14 protein-coding genes and 4 pseudogenes are annotated in these 16,732 nt (G+C 68.0%); 7 read left to right on the top strand and 11 right to left on the bottom strand.

From position 1 onward, the window contains the following. Nucleotides 1–2 precede the first annotated feature (2 nt). The 3 genes from ACT2CW_RS48580 to ACT2CW_RS48570 are packed head-to-tail and all read left to right on the top strand — an operon-like array spanning nt 3 to nt 4,988. Entirely contained in the window at nt 3–947 is a 945-nt protein-coding gene (locus tag ACT2CW_RS48580; protein ID WP_445521230.1) for a hypothetical protein, read from the top strand. After that, nucleotides 944–1,855 carry a beta-glucosidase gene (locus ACT2CW_RS48575; protein ID WP_445521229.1) on the top strand — a complete coding sequence of 304 codons (912 nt, stop codon included), beginning with the start codon at nt 944–946 and terminating at the stop codon, nt 1,853–1,855. Before ACT2CW_RS48580 ends, ACT2CW_RS48575 begins: the two co-directional genes overlap by 4 nt. A gap of 10 nt (nt 1,856–1,865) precedes the next feature. Next, nucleotides 1,866–4,988, top strand: a complete 3,123-nt coding sequence (locus tag ACT2CW_RS48570; RefSeq protein WP_445521228.1) for an alpha-N-acetylglucosaminidase — start codon at nt 1,866–1,868, stop codon at nt 4,986–4,988. 122 nt (nt 4,989–5,110) lie between these two features. Here ACT2CW_RS48570 and ACT2CW_RS48565 read toward each other — a convergent pair whose 3' ends face one another. After that, nucleotides 5,111–5,500, bottom strand: coding sequence for a TetR-like C-terminal domain-containing protein (locus ACT2CW_RS48565; RefSeq protein ID WP_445521227.1), 390 nt, complete (start codon nt 5,498–5,500; stop codon nt 5,111–5,113). A 32-nt stretch (nt 5,501–5,532) separates the two neighbouring features. Here ACT2CW_RS48565 and ACT2CW_RS48560 point away from each other — a divergent pair. Continuing rightward, nucleotides 5,533–5,834, top strand: a pseudogene (locus ACT2CW_RS48560) (winged helix-turn-helix domain-containing protein); the annotation flags it as partial. After that, a complete protein-coding gene (locus ACT2CW_RS48555; RefSeq protein WP_445521226.1) occupies nt 5,834–6,919 on the top strand; it encodes a HAMP domain-containing protein in 1,086 nt (361 codons plus the stop codon). The pseudogene ACT2CW_RS48560 and the gene ACT2CW_RS48555, both read left to right, overlap by 1 nt. A 68-nt stretch (nt 6,920–6,987) precedes the next feature. Here ACT2CW_RS48555 and ACT2CW_RS48550 read toward each other — a convergent pair whose 3' ends face one another. Continuing rightward, nucleotides 6,988–7,302: a VTC domain-containing protein gene (locus ACT2CW_RS48550; protein WP_445521225.1), complete on the bottom strand. Its 315-nt coding sequence runs from the start codon at nt 7,300–7,302 to the stop codon at nt 6,988–6,990. Nucleotides 7,303–7,965: 663 nt separating this feature from the next. Here ACT2CW_RS48550 and ACT2CW_RS48545 point away from each other — a divergent pair. After that, a pseudogene (locus ACT2CW_RS48545) lies at nt 7,966–8,241 on the top strand (transposase); the annotation flags it as partial. Nucleotides 8,242–8,270: 29 nt separating this feature from the next. Here ACT2CW_RS48545 and ACT2CW_RS48540 read toward each other — a convergent pair. Continuing rightward, entirely contained in the window at nt 8,271–8,489 is a 219-nt protein-coding gene (locus ACT2CW_RS48540) for a PLD nuclease N-terminal domain-containing protein (RefSeq protein ID WP_445521224.1), read from the bottom strand. 192 nt (nt 8,490–8,681) lie between these two features. After that, a complete protein-coding gene (locus tag ACT2CW_RS48535) occupies nt 8,682–9,140 on the bottom strand; it encodes a cupin domain-containing protein (protein ID WP_445521223.1) in 459 nt (152 codons plus the stop codon). A 162-nt stretch (nt 9,141–9,302) separates the two neighbouring features. Here ACT2CW_RS48535 and ACT2CW_RS48530 point away from each other — a divergent pair, with 162 nt between their 5' ends. Then, nucleotides 9,303–9,941, top strand: a complete 639-nt coding sequence (locus ACT2CW_RS48530; RefSeq protein ID WP_445521222.1) for a TetR/AcrR family transcriptional regulator — start codon at nt 9,303–9,305, stop codon at nt 9,939–9,941. 418 nt (nt 9,942–10,359) lie between these two features. Here ACT2CW_RS48530 and ACT2CW_RS48525 read toward each other — a convergent pair whose 3' ends face one another. From ACT2CW_RS48525 to ACT2CW_RS48495, 7 genes and pseudogenes are all read right to left on the bottom strand, one after another. Then, nucleotides 10,360–11,304 (bottom strand): C45 family autoproteolytic acyltransferase/hydolase, encoded by a 945-nt coding sequence (locus tag ACT2CW_RS48525; protein ID WP_445521221.1) that lies wholly within the window; start codon nt 11,302–11,304, stop codon nt 10,360–10,362. 234 nt (nt 11,305–11,538) lie between these two features. Then, nucleotides 11,539–11,696, bottom strand: a pseudogene (locus ACT2CW_RS48520) (IS256 family transposase); the annotation flags it as partial. 56 nt (nt 11,697–11,752) lie between these two features. Next, nucleotides 11,753–12,379, bottom strand: a complete 627-nt coding sequence (locus tag ACT2CW_RS48515) for a DUF1349 domain-containing protein (RefSeq protein WP_445521220.1) — start codon at nt 12,377–12,379, stop codon at nt 11,753–11,755. 149 nt (nt 12,380–12,528) lie between these two features. Beyond that, the gene (locus ACT2CW_RS48510) at nt 12,529–12,996 is read right to left on the bottom strand and encodes a hypothetical protein (RefSeq protein ID WP_445521219.1); all 468 of its coding nucleotides are present in this window, start codon (nt 12,994–12,996) and stop codon (nt 12,529–12,531) included. After that, a pseudogene (locus ACT2CW_RS48505) lies at nt 12,993–14,242 on the bottom strand (IS256 family transposase). The gene ACT2CW_RS48510 and the pseudogene ACT2CW_RS48505 overlap by 4 nt, the downstream one beginning before the upstream one ends. 1,111 nt (nt 14,243–15,353) lie before the next feature. Next, nucleotides 15,354–15,578, bottom strand: a complete 225-nt coding sequence (locus ACT2CW_RS48500) for a hypothetical protein (protein ID WP_445521218.1) — start codon at nt 15,576–15,578, stop codon at nt 15,354–15,356. 700 nt (nt 15,579–16,278) lie between these two features. Continuing rightward, on the bottom strand, nt 16,279–16,732 hold a 454-nt coding region (locus ACT2CW_RS48495; RefSeq protein WP_445521217.1), incomplete at its 5' end, for a transposase.

The raw sequence follows: 16,732 nt of genomic DNA, 5'->3' as shown, positions 1-16,732 counted from the left end.
CGATGACCGGAAGACGTATGGATACGGAACTGGACACCCGCGGGCCCACGCTCTCCGTCACCACCGAACCGGCGGCCCCGGCCGGGGGCGACGCTTTGACGGCCACGACGGTCCTCACCAATGACTGCCCGTTCCCGCTCGGCGGCGCCGTCCTCTACCTGATCGATCCAGGGGCCGCGACGGCCACGCGGACCTTCGCCCTCGGCGACCTGCGGCCCGGCGCGAAGGTGAGCCGCAGCTGGCGGACGCAGATGCCCGTCGGTGTGGCCGGGGAGGTGTCGTTCACCGCGCACCTGGTTTTCGACGTCGTCGGCCACAGCGCCGACTGCGCCCGATCCGCCAGGACGTTCACCATCCCCTATGAGCCCAACGGTGCGCGGGAGCCGTATCTGACGCATGCCACCACCGACGACGCCAAGTACGGCCAGTACGGCACCCAATTGGTGATCTGGTCGGGCGGCCGGGACCTGTCCGGCGGCACCGACGAGAAGGGGAGCATCTACGTCCCCGGTGCTGCCGCCGAGTCCTGCGTGGTGCGGGCCAAGGCGGTCAGCCTGAGCGGCAGCGACAACCCCTCCGCCAAGTACGGACTGGCCATGGCCAACGACCTGACCGCGCCGGAGATGGGCGGCTACGCGGTGCTGACCATGTCGAAGCAGTACGGGCTGGAGTTCGTGACGGACAGCGATGGTGACGGGCGCCTGGACACCTGGGCCGGTGGCGGCGCCTCGTACCATCCCGCCTGGCTGCGACTGGTGCGCTCCGGCACCACATACACCGCGTACGCCACCAGTAACACGCTCAAGTGGGACGAGATCGGCACCGCGACCGTGCCCTCGGCGAGCGGCGCGGGGGACGCCGGTGTCGTCGCCAGCGCGGTCAACCTCAACTACCCCGGCACGACCGTCCAGGCGGTATTCGACCACTTCACGGTGGAGGCAACGTGAGCGGCAGCCCGAGCAGTCGGCCCTACCGGCCCGAGGAGGACTTCCTCGGCCCGCCCGTCTCGCTGACGGTGTCGTCGACGAGCCCGCAGGCGGGTTCGCTGGTGACGCTGACCGCGACCGTCACCAACACCGCCGCGATCGCGCTGCGTGGCACGGTGCTCTACCTCGCCGTGGACGGCACCGGGCGGCCGTCCCGTCTGGGCGGCCTGGTGCCCGGTGCCACGGCCACCCGCAGCTGGCGGACCCGGCTCGCCGACGACGCCGAGGGCCTCGTCTCGTTCACCGCCCATGCGCTCTTCGACGTCCACCGAGGCGGCTCCGACTGCGCCCGCGCCACCTCGTCGGTGCGGCTGCCGAACCTGTCCATCGCCGGTGCCTTCGACAACGCGGGCATCGCCTCCGACGACGCCCTCACTGTCGCCGACATCGACGGGTCGCGTTCCAGCCTGTCCGCCCAGGCCCTGGCCTCGGTCGGGCTGACGCCGGGGGCGGTGGTGACGTACGACGGGACGGCCTTCACCTGGCCGGACACCCGGCCGGGGAACAAGGACAACGTCGTCGCCTCCGGGCAGACCGTGCTGCTGTCCGGCTCTGGCTCCCGGCTGGCCTTCCTCGGCACCAGCACCTGGGGCGAAGGCAAGGGCGAGGGAGCCATCGTCTACGCCGACGGCACGCGGCAGGCGTTCTCCGTCGCCGTCCCGGACTGGTACGGGGCGAACGGCTCCGCCTCGGTGGTGGTGCCGTACCGCCACATCTCCACAGGCCGGGACGACACCCCTGTCAGCCTCTACACGTTCGGAGTCGCACTTCGGGACAAGGAGCTGCGGGCCGTTGTGCTGCCGAAGGTCAGCGACGGCCTGGAGCAGGGCGTTCCCGCTCTGCACATCTTCGCGATGACGGTCGCCTGAAAGGACATCCATGAACAGCGATGAAGGCATCAGCCGCAGACGCGCGCTGACCGGAGCGGCCGCCGTGGGCGGCGCGCTGCTGCTGGCCCCGCCGCGGGCAGCCCGGGCGGCCTCCGCGAAGGGCGGCCCCCGGCCGTTCGACACGGCACCGGCCACCGCCGCGCTGCGGCGGCTGGTGCCCCGCCATCACCAGCAGATCACTCTGCGCGCGGTGGTCGGCGGCGACGGAGAGCGCTTCCGGGTCACCGGCCGGGCCGGGCGCATCACGGTGGAGGGCACCAGCCCCGCCGTACTGCTCACCGGGTTCAACCGCTACCTCGCCGAGGCCGCGAAGGCCGACATCTCCTGGAACGGGGAGCAGCTGAACAACCTGCCCCGGCAGCTGCCCCTGCCCGGCGCGGACATCACCGGAGCGGCGAATGTCGCTCACCGGTTCGCGTACAACGACACCAACGAGGGCTACACCGGCGCCTACCGGGACTGGCCGGCCTGGGAGCGCGAGATCGACGTGCTCGCGCTGCACGGCATCAACGAGGTACTCGTGTACATCGGTGCCGACGCCGTCTACTACGACACCTTCCGCGACTTCGGCTATTCCGACGCCGAGCTGCGGGCCTGGATCCCCGCCCCGTCCCACCAGCCCTGGTGGCTGCTCCAGAACATGTCGGGGTTCGGCGGTCCGGTGTCCAAACACCTCATCGACCAGCGGGCCGCCCTCGCCAAGAAGATCATCAACCGGGTGCGGGAGCTCGGCATGACCCCCGTGCTGCCCGGCTACTACGGCACCGTGCCGGACGACTTCCTGGCCAAGCACCCCGGCGCGTCACTGGTCGCCCAGGGCACCTGGGGCGCCTTCAAACGCCCCGACTGGCTCGATCCCCGTACGGACCTCTTCGCCGAGGTCGCAGCCGCCTTCTACCGGCACCAGCGCAGCCGGTTCGGCGACAGCGCGATGTACAAGATGGACCTGCTGCACGAGGGCGGCAACGCCGGTGATGTGCCGGTCGGCGAGGCGGCCAAGGCCGTCGAGGCGGCTCTGCGGAAGGCACACCCTGGGGCGGTGTGGGCGATCCTGGGCTGGCAGACCAATCCGAGCCCGGAGATCCTCGGCGCGGTCGACAAGAGCGGGATGCTCGTCGTCGACGGTCTGTCCGATCGCTACGCCACCGTCACCGACCGGGAGAGCGACTGGGACGGCACCCCGTACGCCTTCGGCTCCATCTGGAACTTCGGCGGCCACACGCCGATCGGCGCCAACGCCCCCGACTGGGTGGACCAGTACCCGAAGTGGCGGGACAAGGAAGGCAGCGCGCTCGCCGGAATCGCGATGATGCCCGAGGGCGCCGATAACAACCCCGCCGCGATGGCCCTGTTCACCGAGCTGGCCTGGACGCCCGGCACCATCGACCTCGACGACTGGTTCGCCTCCTACGCCACCTCCCGGTACGGCGGCGAGGACCCGCACGCCGTCGCCGCCTGGAAGGCGATCCGTGCCACCGCGTACAACATGACCCGCGCGGACTCCTGGAGCGAGGCGCCGGACGGACTGTTCGGCGCCCGGCCGAGCCTGGACGCCAACAAAGCCGCCGCTTGGGGCCCGGAGGCCGACCGCTACGACACCACCGCCTTCGACACGGCCCTCACCGAACTGCTCCAGGTGGCGCCGGGACTGCGCCACAGCTCGGCCTACGCCTACGATCTGGCCGACGTGGCGCGTCAGGTGCTGTCCAACCGCAGCCGGGTGTTGTTGCCCCAGATCAAGGCGGCGTACGAGACCGGTGACCGCGGCCACTTCGACCGGCTCACCACCACCTGGCTCAGCTGGATGAAGCTGATGGACAAGGTGCTGGCCACCAGCGGTCAGCACCTGCTCGGACGGTGGCTGGCCGACGCCCGTTCCTGGGGCGCCACCAGGGCGGAGAAGGACCGACTGGAGTACGACGCACGGTCGATCCTCACCACCTGGGGCGGCCGGGCGAGCAGCGACGAGGGGTTGCACGACTACGCCAACCGGGAGTGGTCCGGACTGGTCGGGGGCCTTTACCACCTTCGCTGGAAGACGTACTTCGACGAGTTGTCCGCGGCGCTCGCGACCGGTCGGCAGCCGGCCGGGATCGACTGGTTCGCGCTGGAGGACCACTGGGCCCACCAGCACGACAGCTACCCGGTGCGGACATCGGGCGACATCCACAAGCTGGCCCGGCGGGTACGGGACACCCTGGCCGCGGCCCCCCACCAGGTGACACTGACCGCGTCCGCCAACCGGGGAGCGGTGGCCGAGGACCGCCCGGCCACGGTCACCGTGGCGTTCACCAACCGCAATGGATTCGGCCCGGCGACACAGGTGAGCTTGTCCGTCGACGCACCGGAGGGGATGGCCACCGAGCCGATCGGCACGGCCACCGCGGCGTCCGTCGCCCCGGGAGAGACCTTCTCGGTCGGCTTCCGGGTCACCCTCACCGCGGCTCCCGGTGCGCTGGTCTCCCGGGTGCCGGTGGCCGCGTCCTACCGCAGCGGCGGGTCGCGGGGCTCTGCCGCGGCGTTGGTCCGCCTGATGGCGGCCACCGGTGTCCAAACGCCCTACCGAACCGCTTCCTTCAACGATGCCGTCTTCGGCCAGTCCGGGGACGCGCTCGCCATCGAGGGCGGGGGCGCCGATCTGTGGGGTGGCACCAACGAGTTCGCCACGATCCACCAGGTCGCCGCGTTCCGCTCCTCCTCGACCGCTACGGTCCAGGTCACCTCGCAGGACAGCACCGGCGGCTGGGCCCGCGCCGGGCTCATGGTCCGTAACGACCTCTCCACGAACGGAGACGGCTCGGCCGGGTACGTCAATCTGGCGGTGACTCCGTCCAACGGATGCGCGCTGTCCTGGGACTCCGACGGCAACGGTACCTTCGACTCGATCGAACTGGCCGACTCCTTCACCGCTCCGGTGTATCTGCGGCTCACACGCTCGGGTGACGCCTATACCGGTGAGTGCAGCGGTGACGGCGTCGCATGGACCACGGTCGGCACGGCCACCCCTGGCGGCGCCGCCGACGCCCAGGACATCGGGGTGTTCATGACGGCCGCCAACGGCTGGACCGGCACCCGCGGAATAGCTGCTTTTCAGGGCTTCTCCGTCACCTGAGCAGGACGAGGTCCGTGCGGTTCCGCGATCCCCATCGCACCAGCTCTGGAACATCGGGAGAGGACAGCGGTGAGCCGGGCTCGGGTGGTCATGGTAGATGTCGGTGCTTCGCGACCCGGTTCTCACATGACCGCCTCGCGGAGGACGGTGTCGACGGTGCGGTGGGCGAAGGCGGTGAGTTCTTCCCGATCCTGCCTCCCGAAGGTCGTGGACCAGAGCGCGAAGCGGCCGAGGAGGGCTGACCAGAGGGTCGTGGCCGCACCCTCCACGCCGTCGGGCCAGCGCACACCTTCTCCCTCGCAGGCCCGGAGCGCGTCGAGCCACTGCTGCCCAAGAGCGAGGGCGGGATGGTCCTCCCGCGGAATGCCGAAGGCGGCGGCGTCGTGGCCGAACATGAGGCGGAAGACGCCGCGCTGGGTGCGGACGAACGCGTAGAAGGCCTCGGCCTGTGCACGCAGCCGCAGGCGGGCGTCGGCTCCGGCGGCGGCCGCTTCGGCATCGGCGTCGCGCATACCGGTGACGAGGCGCTCGTAACCGTCCTTGGTTCGACCTGCTCGCCCACTTGGCCCGCCGCGCAGGGCCAGGTCGTTCTCCCGTCGTGAGCTCCTCGCCGAGGTCTGGCAGCAGCCCCTGGGCGGCGCCGACAAGACGGTCGACGTCCATCTGTCCTGGTTGCGGCGCAAGCTGGGGGAGACAGCCCAGGCGCCGCGCTATCTGCACACGGTCCGCACCGTGGGAGTGAAACTGGTGGCTCCCGCACCCGCACCTGCTCCCGCTCCTGCGCCCGACGGCGGGACCGGCGAGACGGGCCGGGCCGGCGGGGCAGGTGGGGCGGGGGAGCCGTAGTGCGGCGTCGGTTGCTCCTGCTGACCGGGGCCACCACCGCCCTGGTCCTCGCCGCCCTGCTGGTGCCCCTCACGCTCCTCACCCGGACACACGTCGCCGACCGGTCCACCGCCGAGGCGACCGCCCGGGCCCAGTGGGTGGCGTCGGCGGTGGGGCCCGTACTTGCGAGTGGTGCGCAAGTGGCGAAGGGTGCCGAAGAGACCGTGCGGAGCGCCAGGGGCGCCGGCCTTCCCCGGACGTCGCTCATCCTCGCCGACGGTGCCGTCGCCGGTGCGCCCGCACAGATCACGAACGCGGTCGGGCTGGCACGCACCGGACGGGCGTTCACCTATGCGCCGTCCGACGGTGGACGGGTCGTGCTGGTCCCGGTGCACGGTGCTCCGGACGGCACCGCGGTGGTGCAGGTGGCCCTGAGCCCCGGGCAGTTGCATGACGGAGTCATCGCGTCCTGGCTGGTACTGGCCGGGATCGGCGCGGGCCTCGTCCTGCTGGGGCTGCTGCTCGCCGACCGGCTGGGCGCGCGGCTGGTGGGTGCGACGCGCTCGCTGGCCAAGACGGCGGACCGGCTGGCCGCCGGTGATCTGACGGCTCGGGCGGAACCGGCCGGACCACCGGAACTCCGCCTGATCGGCGACCAGTTGAACCGTCTTGCCGCCCGTATCGACGAACTCCTCGCCGCCGAACGCGAGAACGCCGCCGATCTCGCCCACCGCCTCCGCACCCCCGTCGCCGCACTCCGGCTGGACGCCGAGACCTTGGGTGACCCCACCCCGTCCGGCCCCCTTCGCGTTCCCGCCCCGCACGACGCGCTCGCCGCCGCGCTCGACGCGTTGATCGGCAACGTGCTCGACCACACCCCCCAAGGCACGGGGTTCCGCGTCACGGTCCGGGCGGCGGGTGACACAGCGGAGCTCCTGGTGGAGGACGAGGGCCCCGGCTTCCACTTCGGCGGTGCGGGGCCCATCCCACCGTGCGCGGCATCAGCGGCGCGGGTTCGACCGGGCTCGGCCTGGACATCGCCCGCCGTACCGCGGATGAGGCCGGCGGCACGTTCACAGCGTGGAGTGCGCCGGGGGCGCGGGTGAGGCTTTCCATCCCCAGGGCCGCCGGCTGATCGCCCGCTCCGGCGGCGGTCGCCCGCCCCTCCGGCCGGCTACGGGAACACCCTCCGCACCGCCCGCGCCCACGCGTTCGCCCTCAGCTCCGGTCGTACGGCCGCCAGTCCGGCGCTGTACTTGGTGAACCCGGCTGGCCGCACCCCGTATCCGTGCAGCATCCGGTCCGCCTCGGTCAGGTGCCCTCGTGTCTTCGTCTCGACGAGCACCAGAGCATCGTCGGCGAGGGCTTCCCGGCCCGTCGCCTCGTCGCGAACGACCAGCCCCGCATCACAGGTCACCCGCTGCCCGTCAGCCACGAACGTCACCCGCCGGTAGTCCGTGCGCAGGGAGGGCACGAGACCGTACGGCACGTCGGGCGTGCCGTACGATTCCCGCCGAGGAGGTCCGGATCACCCGCAAGACGCTGCTGGCGCTGCCCGATCCGCAGCCGCCCGCGCCGCCGACGCCGAGGCTGCCGGACCATCCGGCCTACCAGCAGATCATGGCAGTGTTCGCCGCAGCCGACATGCCGCTACGAGCGCGGCAGGTGTGCGAGGCGATGGACCTGGAGATCGCGCCCAACAACATCAACAACACCCGCCTGAAGCTCGAGCCGGCTCGCCGAGCGCGGGATCCTGGTCGAGACCGAGCAGGGCTTGTTCACCCAGCCGCGACCGTAACGGCCAGGCGACGTCACGGCCGGTCCGCACACTCCTCCCGAAAGCGCGAAACGGGCATCAAGTCACGTACCGCCCTCTAATAGAAGCGCTCGCGGGCGCACCACCCCATCAGCCGTCCGTGGCCCCAGCTATGCCCAGGGTCCTCGCTCTCGTGAAGAGCTCCACGGCTCCGGCTGATCGTGAGGTGGCCCTGAGAATGGCTCGAACCACGGAACGGTACGGCGACCGAGTTCGAAATGGCAGGGTCCGGACCTGCGTCGCTCTTGTCGAAGCACTCTCGGCGCTGCATACAGACAGACCTCTCGCCCGGCCCTGCCAGGACTGGCTCAATGGCCAACCCACAGCGCCTATTAGGCGTACGACTCCCGCAGCAACCGCTCCTACCTGCGCAGACACGGGATCAAGGCAACGATCCCTGTTCCGGCGGACCGTGTCCGCAACCGGCTCAAGCGTGGATCGCGCGGCGGCCGCCCGCCGAAGTTCGACAAGGACGACTACAAGCAGCGGCACGCGGTCGAGTGCGGGATCAACCGCCTCAAGCGCCACCGCGCCGTCGCCACCAGGTACGACAAACTCGCCGTCCGCAACGAAGCGACCGTGCTGGTCGCAGCCATCAACGGATGGCTCTGAACAGCACAGGGAGAGCCATGGGCGGGGGCTCAGGACACGGGCACCCGGTCTTCCGCGGAAGTAGAGCGCTTGCCCAGGTTGCGCCAGGCGATGGCACCGAGAATCGGGAGCAGGACCATGACGATCAGCCAGCCGGCCTTGGGCAGGAGGCGAATGCGTGGCGCAGGGGTCCTGATGCAGTCGACCAGGGCATAGACGTACAACGCCCCGACTATGAGGTAAATCGTGTAGACCAGCGCTGATGTCATCGGGTCACCATATGTGCTAGAAGCTTCTGCCCCACTTGGGTGCGGCACGGCCTGGCCTCACTACCCGACCATGCTAGCGGCCGTCGCTCAGTGGGGGGGGGAACAGGCCCATTACGGCCAGGCAGCGCGGCAGCCTGCAATAACGACAACGGCCTGACTACCCGCAGCTAAGATCCACTTTCGCAACAGACCCTAGGCGGCCGACCGCCAGTCGGGGAGGTCCTCGAAGTGCACGTCGTAGCGGTGCTGCTCGGGGAGAAGTGAGGCGAATTCCGCCTCGCCACGGCTGATGGCGGCCAGCTGCTCGAAGTAGCCAAACCGTTCGATGCCAGGGCTGAGCACGACGACCACGTCGGCCACCTCACCTTCTGCCGCCCCAAAGACGTGCGGCAGGCCGGGCGGTACGACGACAAGCCCACCCTTTCCCACCGTGGTCAGAGTGTCGCCGAGACGGAACAACATCGTCCCGTCCAGCACATAGAAAAGCTCGTGGGAGAGCTTGTGGTGGTGCGGGGGTGCCCCGTCGGCGCCGGTTGCGAGGGTGAGCCTGCTGGCGCTGACCGCACCCCCGTCGGCGAGCAGCTCGAACGCGCCGTCCGTGAGTGATGCCCCGGCCGCCTCACCGGGTTGCACCACCAGCGCAGTTTGCATGGCCTCCATAGTGACTCCTCCGATCGGACGTGTCGCCCGGTGATCAGTCTGGCGCGCCAGTCACCTCGCGAAGGACGTCGCCGGGACCGCACCTGCTGTACATGTGCAGTTATAGCCTACAGCAACTGTACATGTACAGTCGCGGAGTGCCAGAATGCCGGTATGGCAGCGACGAAGACCCCACCCCTCGACACCGGCGTCCCCGGAGCGCCGTCGCCCGGTGCGACGCGTTCGCGGGACGGCGAGGCGTCACGTGCCAGGATCCTGATGGCCGCCCGTGCGGCCTTCGACGGCAAGGGCTACGCGCAGACGTCGCTACGCGAGATCGCTAGAAACGCAGGGGTCAGGCCCTCACTGGTCGTGCACTTCTACGGCTCGAAGGCGGGTCTGCTGGCCGCCACAGTCGAGTGGCCCTTCGATCCCGACACGGTTGTCCGTCGGGTCCTCGCGATGGGCCCCGACCACATCGGCGAGCGTCTCGCCGACGTGTTCCTGGAGACCTGGGAGCAGGACGGTCGGCCCAATACGGCTCTCACTCTGCTGCACGCGGCCTGCGAGCGTCCGGAGGCGGCCACGCTCATGCGGGAGCTGTTCACCACGTGCGTGGTGGATCCGATCGTCACGGCCATCGCCCCCGAGCGGGCCGAGCTCCGGGTCTCTCTGGTGGCCAGTCACCTGCTGGGCCTGCACGTGGGGCGCTACCTGCTGGAGTTCCACGCGATCGCCGGGGCGGATGCCGACGTACTCAAGCAGGCGCTGGCGTCCACCATCCAGCACATGTGCACCGGACCGCTCTGGTAGGCGCCCCCCGGGCCCAGGCAATCGCAATCTGCTAGCGGGTTGAGACGACACCCCTGCGATGCGGGCCGTGCTGCGGAGCGGCACGAGACACTTGAACTGGTCCAGGCAACAAAGAAACCCCGGGCCGACGCCTGGGTTTCTTTCTGCATGGAGCGGGTGACGGGAATCGAACCCGCGCTCTGAGCTTAGGAATCAGACGGGGCCTGGCGATCATTAAACCGGCGCTGACCTGCCGGAACGGATAGAAGGTGGTGTCGTGACTGGACTCATCGAAGACCCTGATTGACGGCAGTTCACCGCCCGATCGGGCACGCATCGGGCACGAGTAGGCGCCGTGGTCGCCTTGCGTGCCCGTCCTGGCGTCGGGGTTTGGCGCAGAGACGACCTATCAGAGGCGTTGGTGTGTGCAGACTTCCGATCAGCTGGCCCGGCCTAAGGTCACGGTGCGGGATCCGGGTGTGAAGTCGTCGAAGGACTGTTGCCAGGACTCACCGGGCCAGTAGTACGTCACCCGGCCCTCGACGGGCCGGTAGTGGGCGGTGTAGAGCGTTCTCGACCCCTGCTCGTCGACGGATCGATACAGCGGCGGCTTCAGCATCGCCGCCACGTCCGCGCCCGCGGCGCGGATGGTTCGCAGCCGCTCCTGTGTTTGCAGGGCTTGCTCCTGCTCGTCGGTCACCGGCAGGTGCTGGTGATTGGCGGCGCAGGCGTCCGGTGCCACCGTCGGTGACATATCCGGTCCCACGAACACCGTCACCGCCTTGGTGGGATCGACAAGGGTGAGGTTCTGGGGGACGGCGACCGGCAGGGACCGCAGCCTGTCGACCGCCTGATCGACGGTGTCGCACGTCTCCAGCAGGTAGCGCACGAGGATGAGAATGGCGAAGCCGCGTCCGTAGGCGGAACGTCCGCCCCAGGTGAGCGAGGCCGCCAGACCGGCGTCGTTCATCCCGTCCAGCATGCCCCACAGCATGTCCTGCATCCCGATCACGGGGCGCAGGAAGCAGGAGGAGACGATGGTCCCCTCGCACTGATCGGGCGGCAAGTCATAGTTGCGCAGCAGAGTGCCGTTCTGGCCGATCTGGGTGCAGGACTGGGAGAACGGCCGCAGTGCCGCGTGGGTGAGGAAGACTTCCGCCTCGGGCCGGTCGAGTTGGCCGGCCAGGCGGTCCAGAACCGGGACCAGTTCCGGCATGTGCGCACGGAACAGCGCCCGAACACGATCCGCGCCCTGGGGAGTCCTGCCCTCCGCAGTCAGCAGGCCCTCCATCTCCTGCCACAGGGCCCGGGCGTAGGTGGCCCACCGCCCGTCGCCGCCGTCGCCGGCCTCGATCGCCTGGAAGGTCTTGTGCTGTTGCCGCACGGCTGCCACTCCCCTGTGAGAATCGGACGAGGTGAGGGCAACCTAGCCAATTGGGCAGGTATTCACCAGGTGGCTGCCATCGGCGACGGCCAGGCGCTGGATCTTGTGAAGCCGCTGAACGCGAGCGTGGCCGAATCCGGGTAGGCGATCGTGTCCCGCGTTGGAGAAGCCTGGGGTCAAGAAGGCGGGAGCGGCAAAGCAGCTGTCATTCACTGTAATTCGTGTGACGCGTGATCAGGCGGCGGCCCCCGGACGCTCGATTAGGACGCCGCTATCGAACCGGGTGTCGGCCCGCACGAGGCGACCAGATGGGGTGCAGTGACCGCCCGCCAACGCTGCTGAGCGGACTCGATCGGCTTGAAGGCCATCGCCAGCGCCGCAGCCGGGCTGCCCGCGGCCCGCCGGCTCTTGCTCCGGGCTGTGGGAGCTGCGCCTGCCAGGCCCTGAGTCACGAGCCGTCGCGCAGTTCGCGCAGACGCCCGCGGGTGAAATGGATGTCGTCGAAGGTGACCATGCAGCCGTCACCGGTCGGCGATTGCGCCTCGAAGCCGATGGAGGCGGGCCTGGACGTGTCGTCGAGAGTGAAGAAGCGGATCATCCGCCAGGCCTTGCCGTCGAGGGATGCGTGGTAGGCGAAGGCGTGATCAATCCGGGAGATGCGCAGCCATACCGTCCGGCCGTCGACAGCGAAGGCGTTGGCGTCGTCCGCGACGCCGCGGGCGACTACAGAGACGATCATGGGCTGGCAGTCTGGGGAGTATTCGAAGCAGAGCTTTCCCCAGTGGCGGTCATCGATCCACAAGAGCAGCACGCCGGCGTCGAAGGTGGACTCGAAGTTGACGGTGATGCGTGCGCTGAACTGGAAATCACAGTCCGGGGGGACGCCGAGCAGGGTCGCTGCGTTGAGCATGGACTCGGCGTTGAGCTGAGAGTCCGCTCCCGGATCGATGAAGATGTCGCTATGGGCGCTCGCTGCGGCAGTCACCGTGGCGGTCGCCTCGTCGATGGTCCACGCCTCGCCGGACGACGGCGAGAGAGAGAAGGGCAGTCCGGGAACCTTGCGGGAGATGGTCATGTGGTCTCCTCCTGCGGTCTGATCATTGACGAGCCGTAACGCCGGTACGCAGCGTGCCTGGGTCAAGGTGTGCGGACCCTGTGTGCATCGAGGATGAGGCCGTGGAGCGTACCGCGGAGCAATAGTCAAGAGCAGTGGGTGGGCTGAGTTCAGCTTTCGCTGCGGTGGTTGAGACTGGTCTTGGCGGTGTTGCGGATCCGCTTGGTGCGGCCCCCTTCGGCGAGGATCTTGTTCGCCTCGGTGTTCGTCGTGGCGGAGGTCTTGAGCTGGAGCCAGTTGGACGACGCGAGCAGGTCATCCGGCGGCCAGGGCAGTTCGAGCGTGACGGCGCGGAAGAGTGACCACTCCCGCAGGCGCTGAGTAAGGAAGGGGTGGTCGATCGTGGCCTGGGTCATCGCCTGCGCCCACTCCTCGTAGGCGGGACCGGGATGGAGGTCGGCGGCCCGCCGGTCCAGGTGCCGCAGCACGGCGGACTGGGCCATCGTCTGGTCCGGATCGGTGAGCACGCGGCTGACCAGGTCGACCTCGTCCGCGTCGGCGGCCTGCTGCAGATGTTCGAGGTGGGCCGCGAAACGGACGTGTTCGTCCGGGTTCTGCAGGATGTCGTCGAGGTTCACGCGGCCTGCTCCCCGCGCTCGACCAGGACACCGTTCTCGAACCGCGCGCCGGCGCGGACCAGGGACACCAGGCGGGCGCCGATGATCGCGCGCCATCGCGCCTGAGCGGACTCGACCAGCTTGAACACCATCGCGAGCGCGGCCGCAGGACTGCCCGCGCCTCGCGTGACCTTGGTGCGGAGCTTGACCGTGGAGAACGTCGACTCGATGGGATTGGTGGTCCGCAGGTGGATCCAGTGCTCGGCCGGGAAGTCGTAGAACGCGAGCAGTTCCTCCCTATCCATGGTGATCTTCGCGATGGCCTTCGGAAACTTGGCTCCGTAGGTCTTCGCGAACGCACCGATCGCCCTCTCGGCGTGGGCGCGGTCCTCGGCGTTGTAGATCTCCTGCATCGCCTTCGTCGCTCCGGGCTGGGCGGACTTGGGCAGGCAGTTGGTGACGTTGCGGGATTTGTGAACCCAGCACCTTTGCGGGCGTGCGGCCGGGAACACCTCGGCGAGCGCCCGCCACAGGCCCATGGCGCCGTCGCCGATAACCAGCTCGGGGTCGCGCATGCCGCGTCGGCGGCAGTCGCGCAGCAGGTCGGCCCACGCTTCGGTGGACTCCCGCAGGCCCTCGGCCAGGGCTATGAGCTCCTTGGTGCCGTCCAGCCGGACGCCGAGCAGGACCAGGACGCACGAGTGGGCCTGGCCGAGGCGGACCTTCGGATGGACCCCGTCGGCCCAGACGTAGACGAAGTCGCGATCGGACAGGTCACGGGTCTGGAAGGCGGCGTGGTCGTCGCTCCACTGCTTGCTCAGCCGGGTGACGGTGGCCGGCGACAGCCCGGCGGTGCCGCCGAGAAACTGCTCCAGGGCGGGTACGAAGTCCCCTGACGACAGTCCGTGCAGGTAGAGCAGCGGCAGAACTCGGAGATCTTCGGGGACTTGCGGCACCACGGCGCGAGGATTTTCGAGGAGAACCGCTTGCGCTCACCGGTGGTCTCGTCGACGCGGCGGTCGTTCACCCGCGGGGCGGTGACCTCGACCGGTCCGGCTGCGGTGACGACAGTCCTCGCCCCGTGGTAGCCGTTGCGGACCACCAGGCGACGGCCTCGTTCGTCGATTTCGGCCGCCAACTCGGCTATGTACTGGTTGACTTCCGCTTCCAGCGCAGCAGCCAGCACCCGGCGGGCACCCTCGCGCACGATCTCGTCGATCAGGGAGCCGGACTCGGTGGTGCCGTCGCCGGTGACTACGCTGAGTATTGGGCGTGCCTTCCCGACCCGCGCTGCAACGCGGGCCTACTCGGAGACTTTAAGGATCATTCGGGAAGGTACGCCCTCCGCGTGCCTCCCGGAACCGATCCACAAGTCTTGAGCATTGCTCCGAGAGGCATGGCCGATCATCTGCGACCATCGAGCACAGCGCTGAGGGGGGCCTATGGAATGGGCGAAACTCGCTATAGATGCCGTCAAGGTCGCAATTTGGCCTTTTAGGTGAACATGTGCGAGAAGCGGGTGGAAGCCTGGATAATGCTTCTGTTTCACGAGTAGAGACGAGGGAGAATCTATCGGATTCCGATGAATATACGCCAAGGGGAGTGCCTGACATCAATTCTTTCCGGCTCGTAGGTCGGCCTCTCCTTTCCAGGAGTGAGCAGGTAAGAGCGGCACTCCGAGGGTATTGGGCGAGACGGATGCTGCATGCTTGCGGTGGGCCATTGACCCTGTGGCCAATCATGTTGGAGGTGGAGTGTGGGAGATGCGACCGGAATCGCCTCACCTCGACCTATACATTGCAGGAATCATGGCGGACACCATTGGCCACCTCTATTCAGGAATGTATGAGGAGTTGACAGTCATGGCTGAGGGGAAGTGATGAGGTCGGCGGAGCGGGTTCCACGACGCTGATGAGCACTCGCTGGCGCAGTTGGCTGCCATCTTGGCGTATGTCTTCCCTCGCCTGTTAACCGAAAGGATTTTGTCCGAAAAGGGGTAGGCACTTCGAGTGCGGTAAAAAATAGCCATGCGTCATAGTTGATAACTCCGCTAGAGAGTCTGTTAATTCAGGTGGACGCGCGGTCGAAGTGCCGCTACGGCGCGAATTGGGCAGCCACAGTGACGCAGTGGACATAGCGGAAGTCGCTATGGGTGCTGCTCATTGGAAGTCCGGCCTATACCAGGTGGATCGGCTCTCCTTTAGGGGTGAGTTCAGAGGTGAGCCGCCTGGACTGCTGAGTCCCTCTTCACGGGATCTCCGGTACTCGCCTGCTAAAGCGCCGTGATTCCCCTGAGTCCCCCTGTTCTGGCACGCAAGTGGCACGGCACCAGACTCATGCCTGGTGGTGTCGGATTGATCCTTGCTGTACCTTCCCGGCTACTTCTCCGGGTGTCGGTTCAGGGATCCTGGCGCTCCCATTTGACGGGAACGGGCGTTCCATCCTGCCGTGAATATGTCTGATAGAAGGACTTCGATCTCAGCGGCCGTTTCCTCCATGCTGGCAATGGTGATGGGGGTAGTCGACATGCCGATGGACTTCCTCAGGGGCTTGAGCGCCTCGAAGCCTTCACCCTCTTTTTCTGGGAGGAAGATCGAGTGCACGACATGATTGCGCTTGTTTTTGAGGTCGTTGGGCCCTGGCCAGGCATCTCTTTACTTCTGCCTCGTCCTCTGGCGGAACCTCTCTGACTTGAAGCGCTAATTTGCACAGATCAATGAGGCGAACGGTGCCCTCCGCGTTGGCATATGCGATCAGGGTAGGTTAGAAGGCGAGGGAACCAAGCAGGTTGCGCAAGCTGCTATCAAGGCGGGCGCCAGCGAGTGTCACTCGCCCAACGGCTTCGAGGAAAGGATCGCGCTCTCTGCTGACTTCGTCTGATGCCATGAGTGGCATGCTACGGGCGCAGAGTTGCGCGTATGTCTCATTTTCCCTTCTCCCTGCGTGCAACCGACTCGCTGCCTCAACCCACCACCACCCCAGCTTTCATCCCGTCTGCCGTCGACCCACACACCGTGGAGCGGGCGTGGTTCATGGCGTCCAGGTGGAGCGCGCCACTGTACGAACGACCTGGACGCCATGGCCCGTGTCTGCTCGGCTTTGCCTGGGTCGACGACAGACGGGATGGGAGCTCCCGCGCACGCCACCGATGACCTGCACGCGCGTATGGCGCCTCGTCCGGCCGTCGCTCAGTGGGGGAACAGGCCTATACGGCTAGGTAGCGCGGCAGCCTGCAATAACCACAACGGCCTGACTACCCGCAGCCAAGATCCACTTTCGCAACAGACCCTACTGAGGTTTTCGTTAGTTCTGTGGTGAGTGGTTATGAATTGTCAGTCCCGTGTGGGTGAGGAAGGACCATGGGAGATGTTTGTCGGAGCAGACCCGGTGGATGCCTCGTTCGGTGGCATCGGCGACGTCGGCGAGGTGGTCGCCGGTGAGGTTGGCCAGCTCACGTGTTTTGATCGCCGACCACAGCAGTTCCACTGGGTTCAACTCAGGTGCATAGGCGGGCAGCCGTTCCAGCGTCAGCCAGTCCTGTCCGGCCACCCAGGCTCGCATGTCCCGGCTCCAGTGCGCGGACAGCCCGTCCCACACCAGCACCACCGGCTCACCCGCATAGAACGCTTCGACCTGCCGCAGCACTTCGATTAACGCCATGGTGTCGTAGCTGCCCGGCTTGAGGTGGAAACACAGCCGCGGACCACGGCCGGCGTCCGCGGCGTGATATCCCAGAGCGGCGGCCATCGAGGCGCGT

Source organism: Streptomyces sp. NEAU-174 (assembly GCF_052665095.1).
Note: the sequence above shows the minus strand (reverse complement) of the source record. Positions and strands in the feature narration are given on the sequence as shown.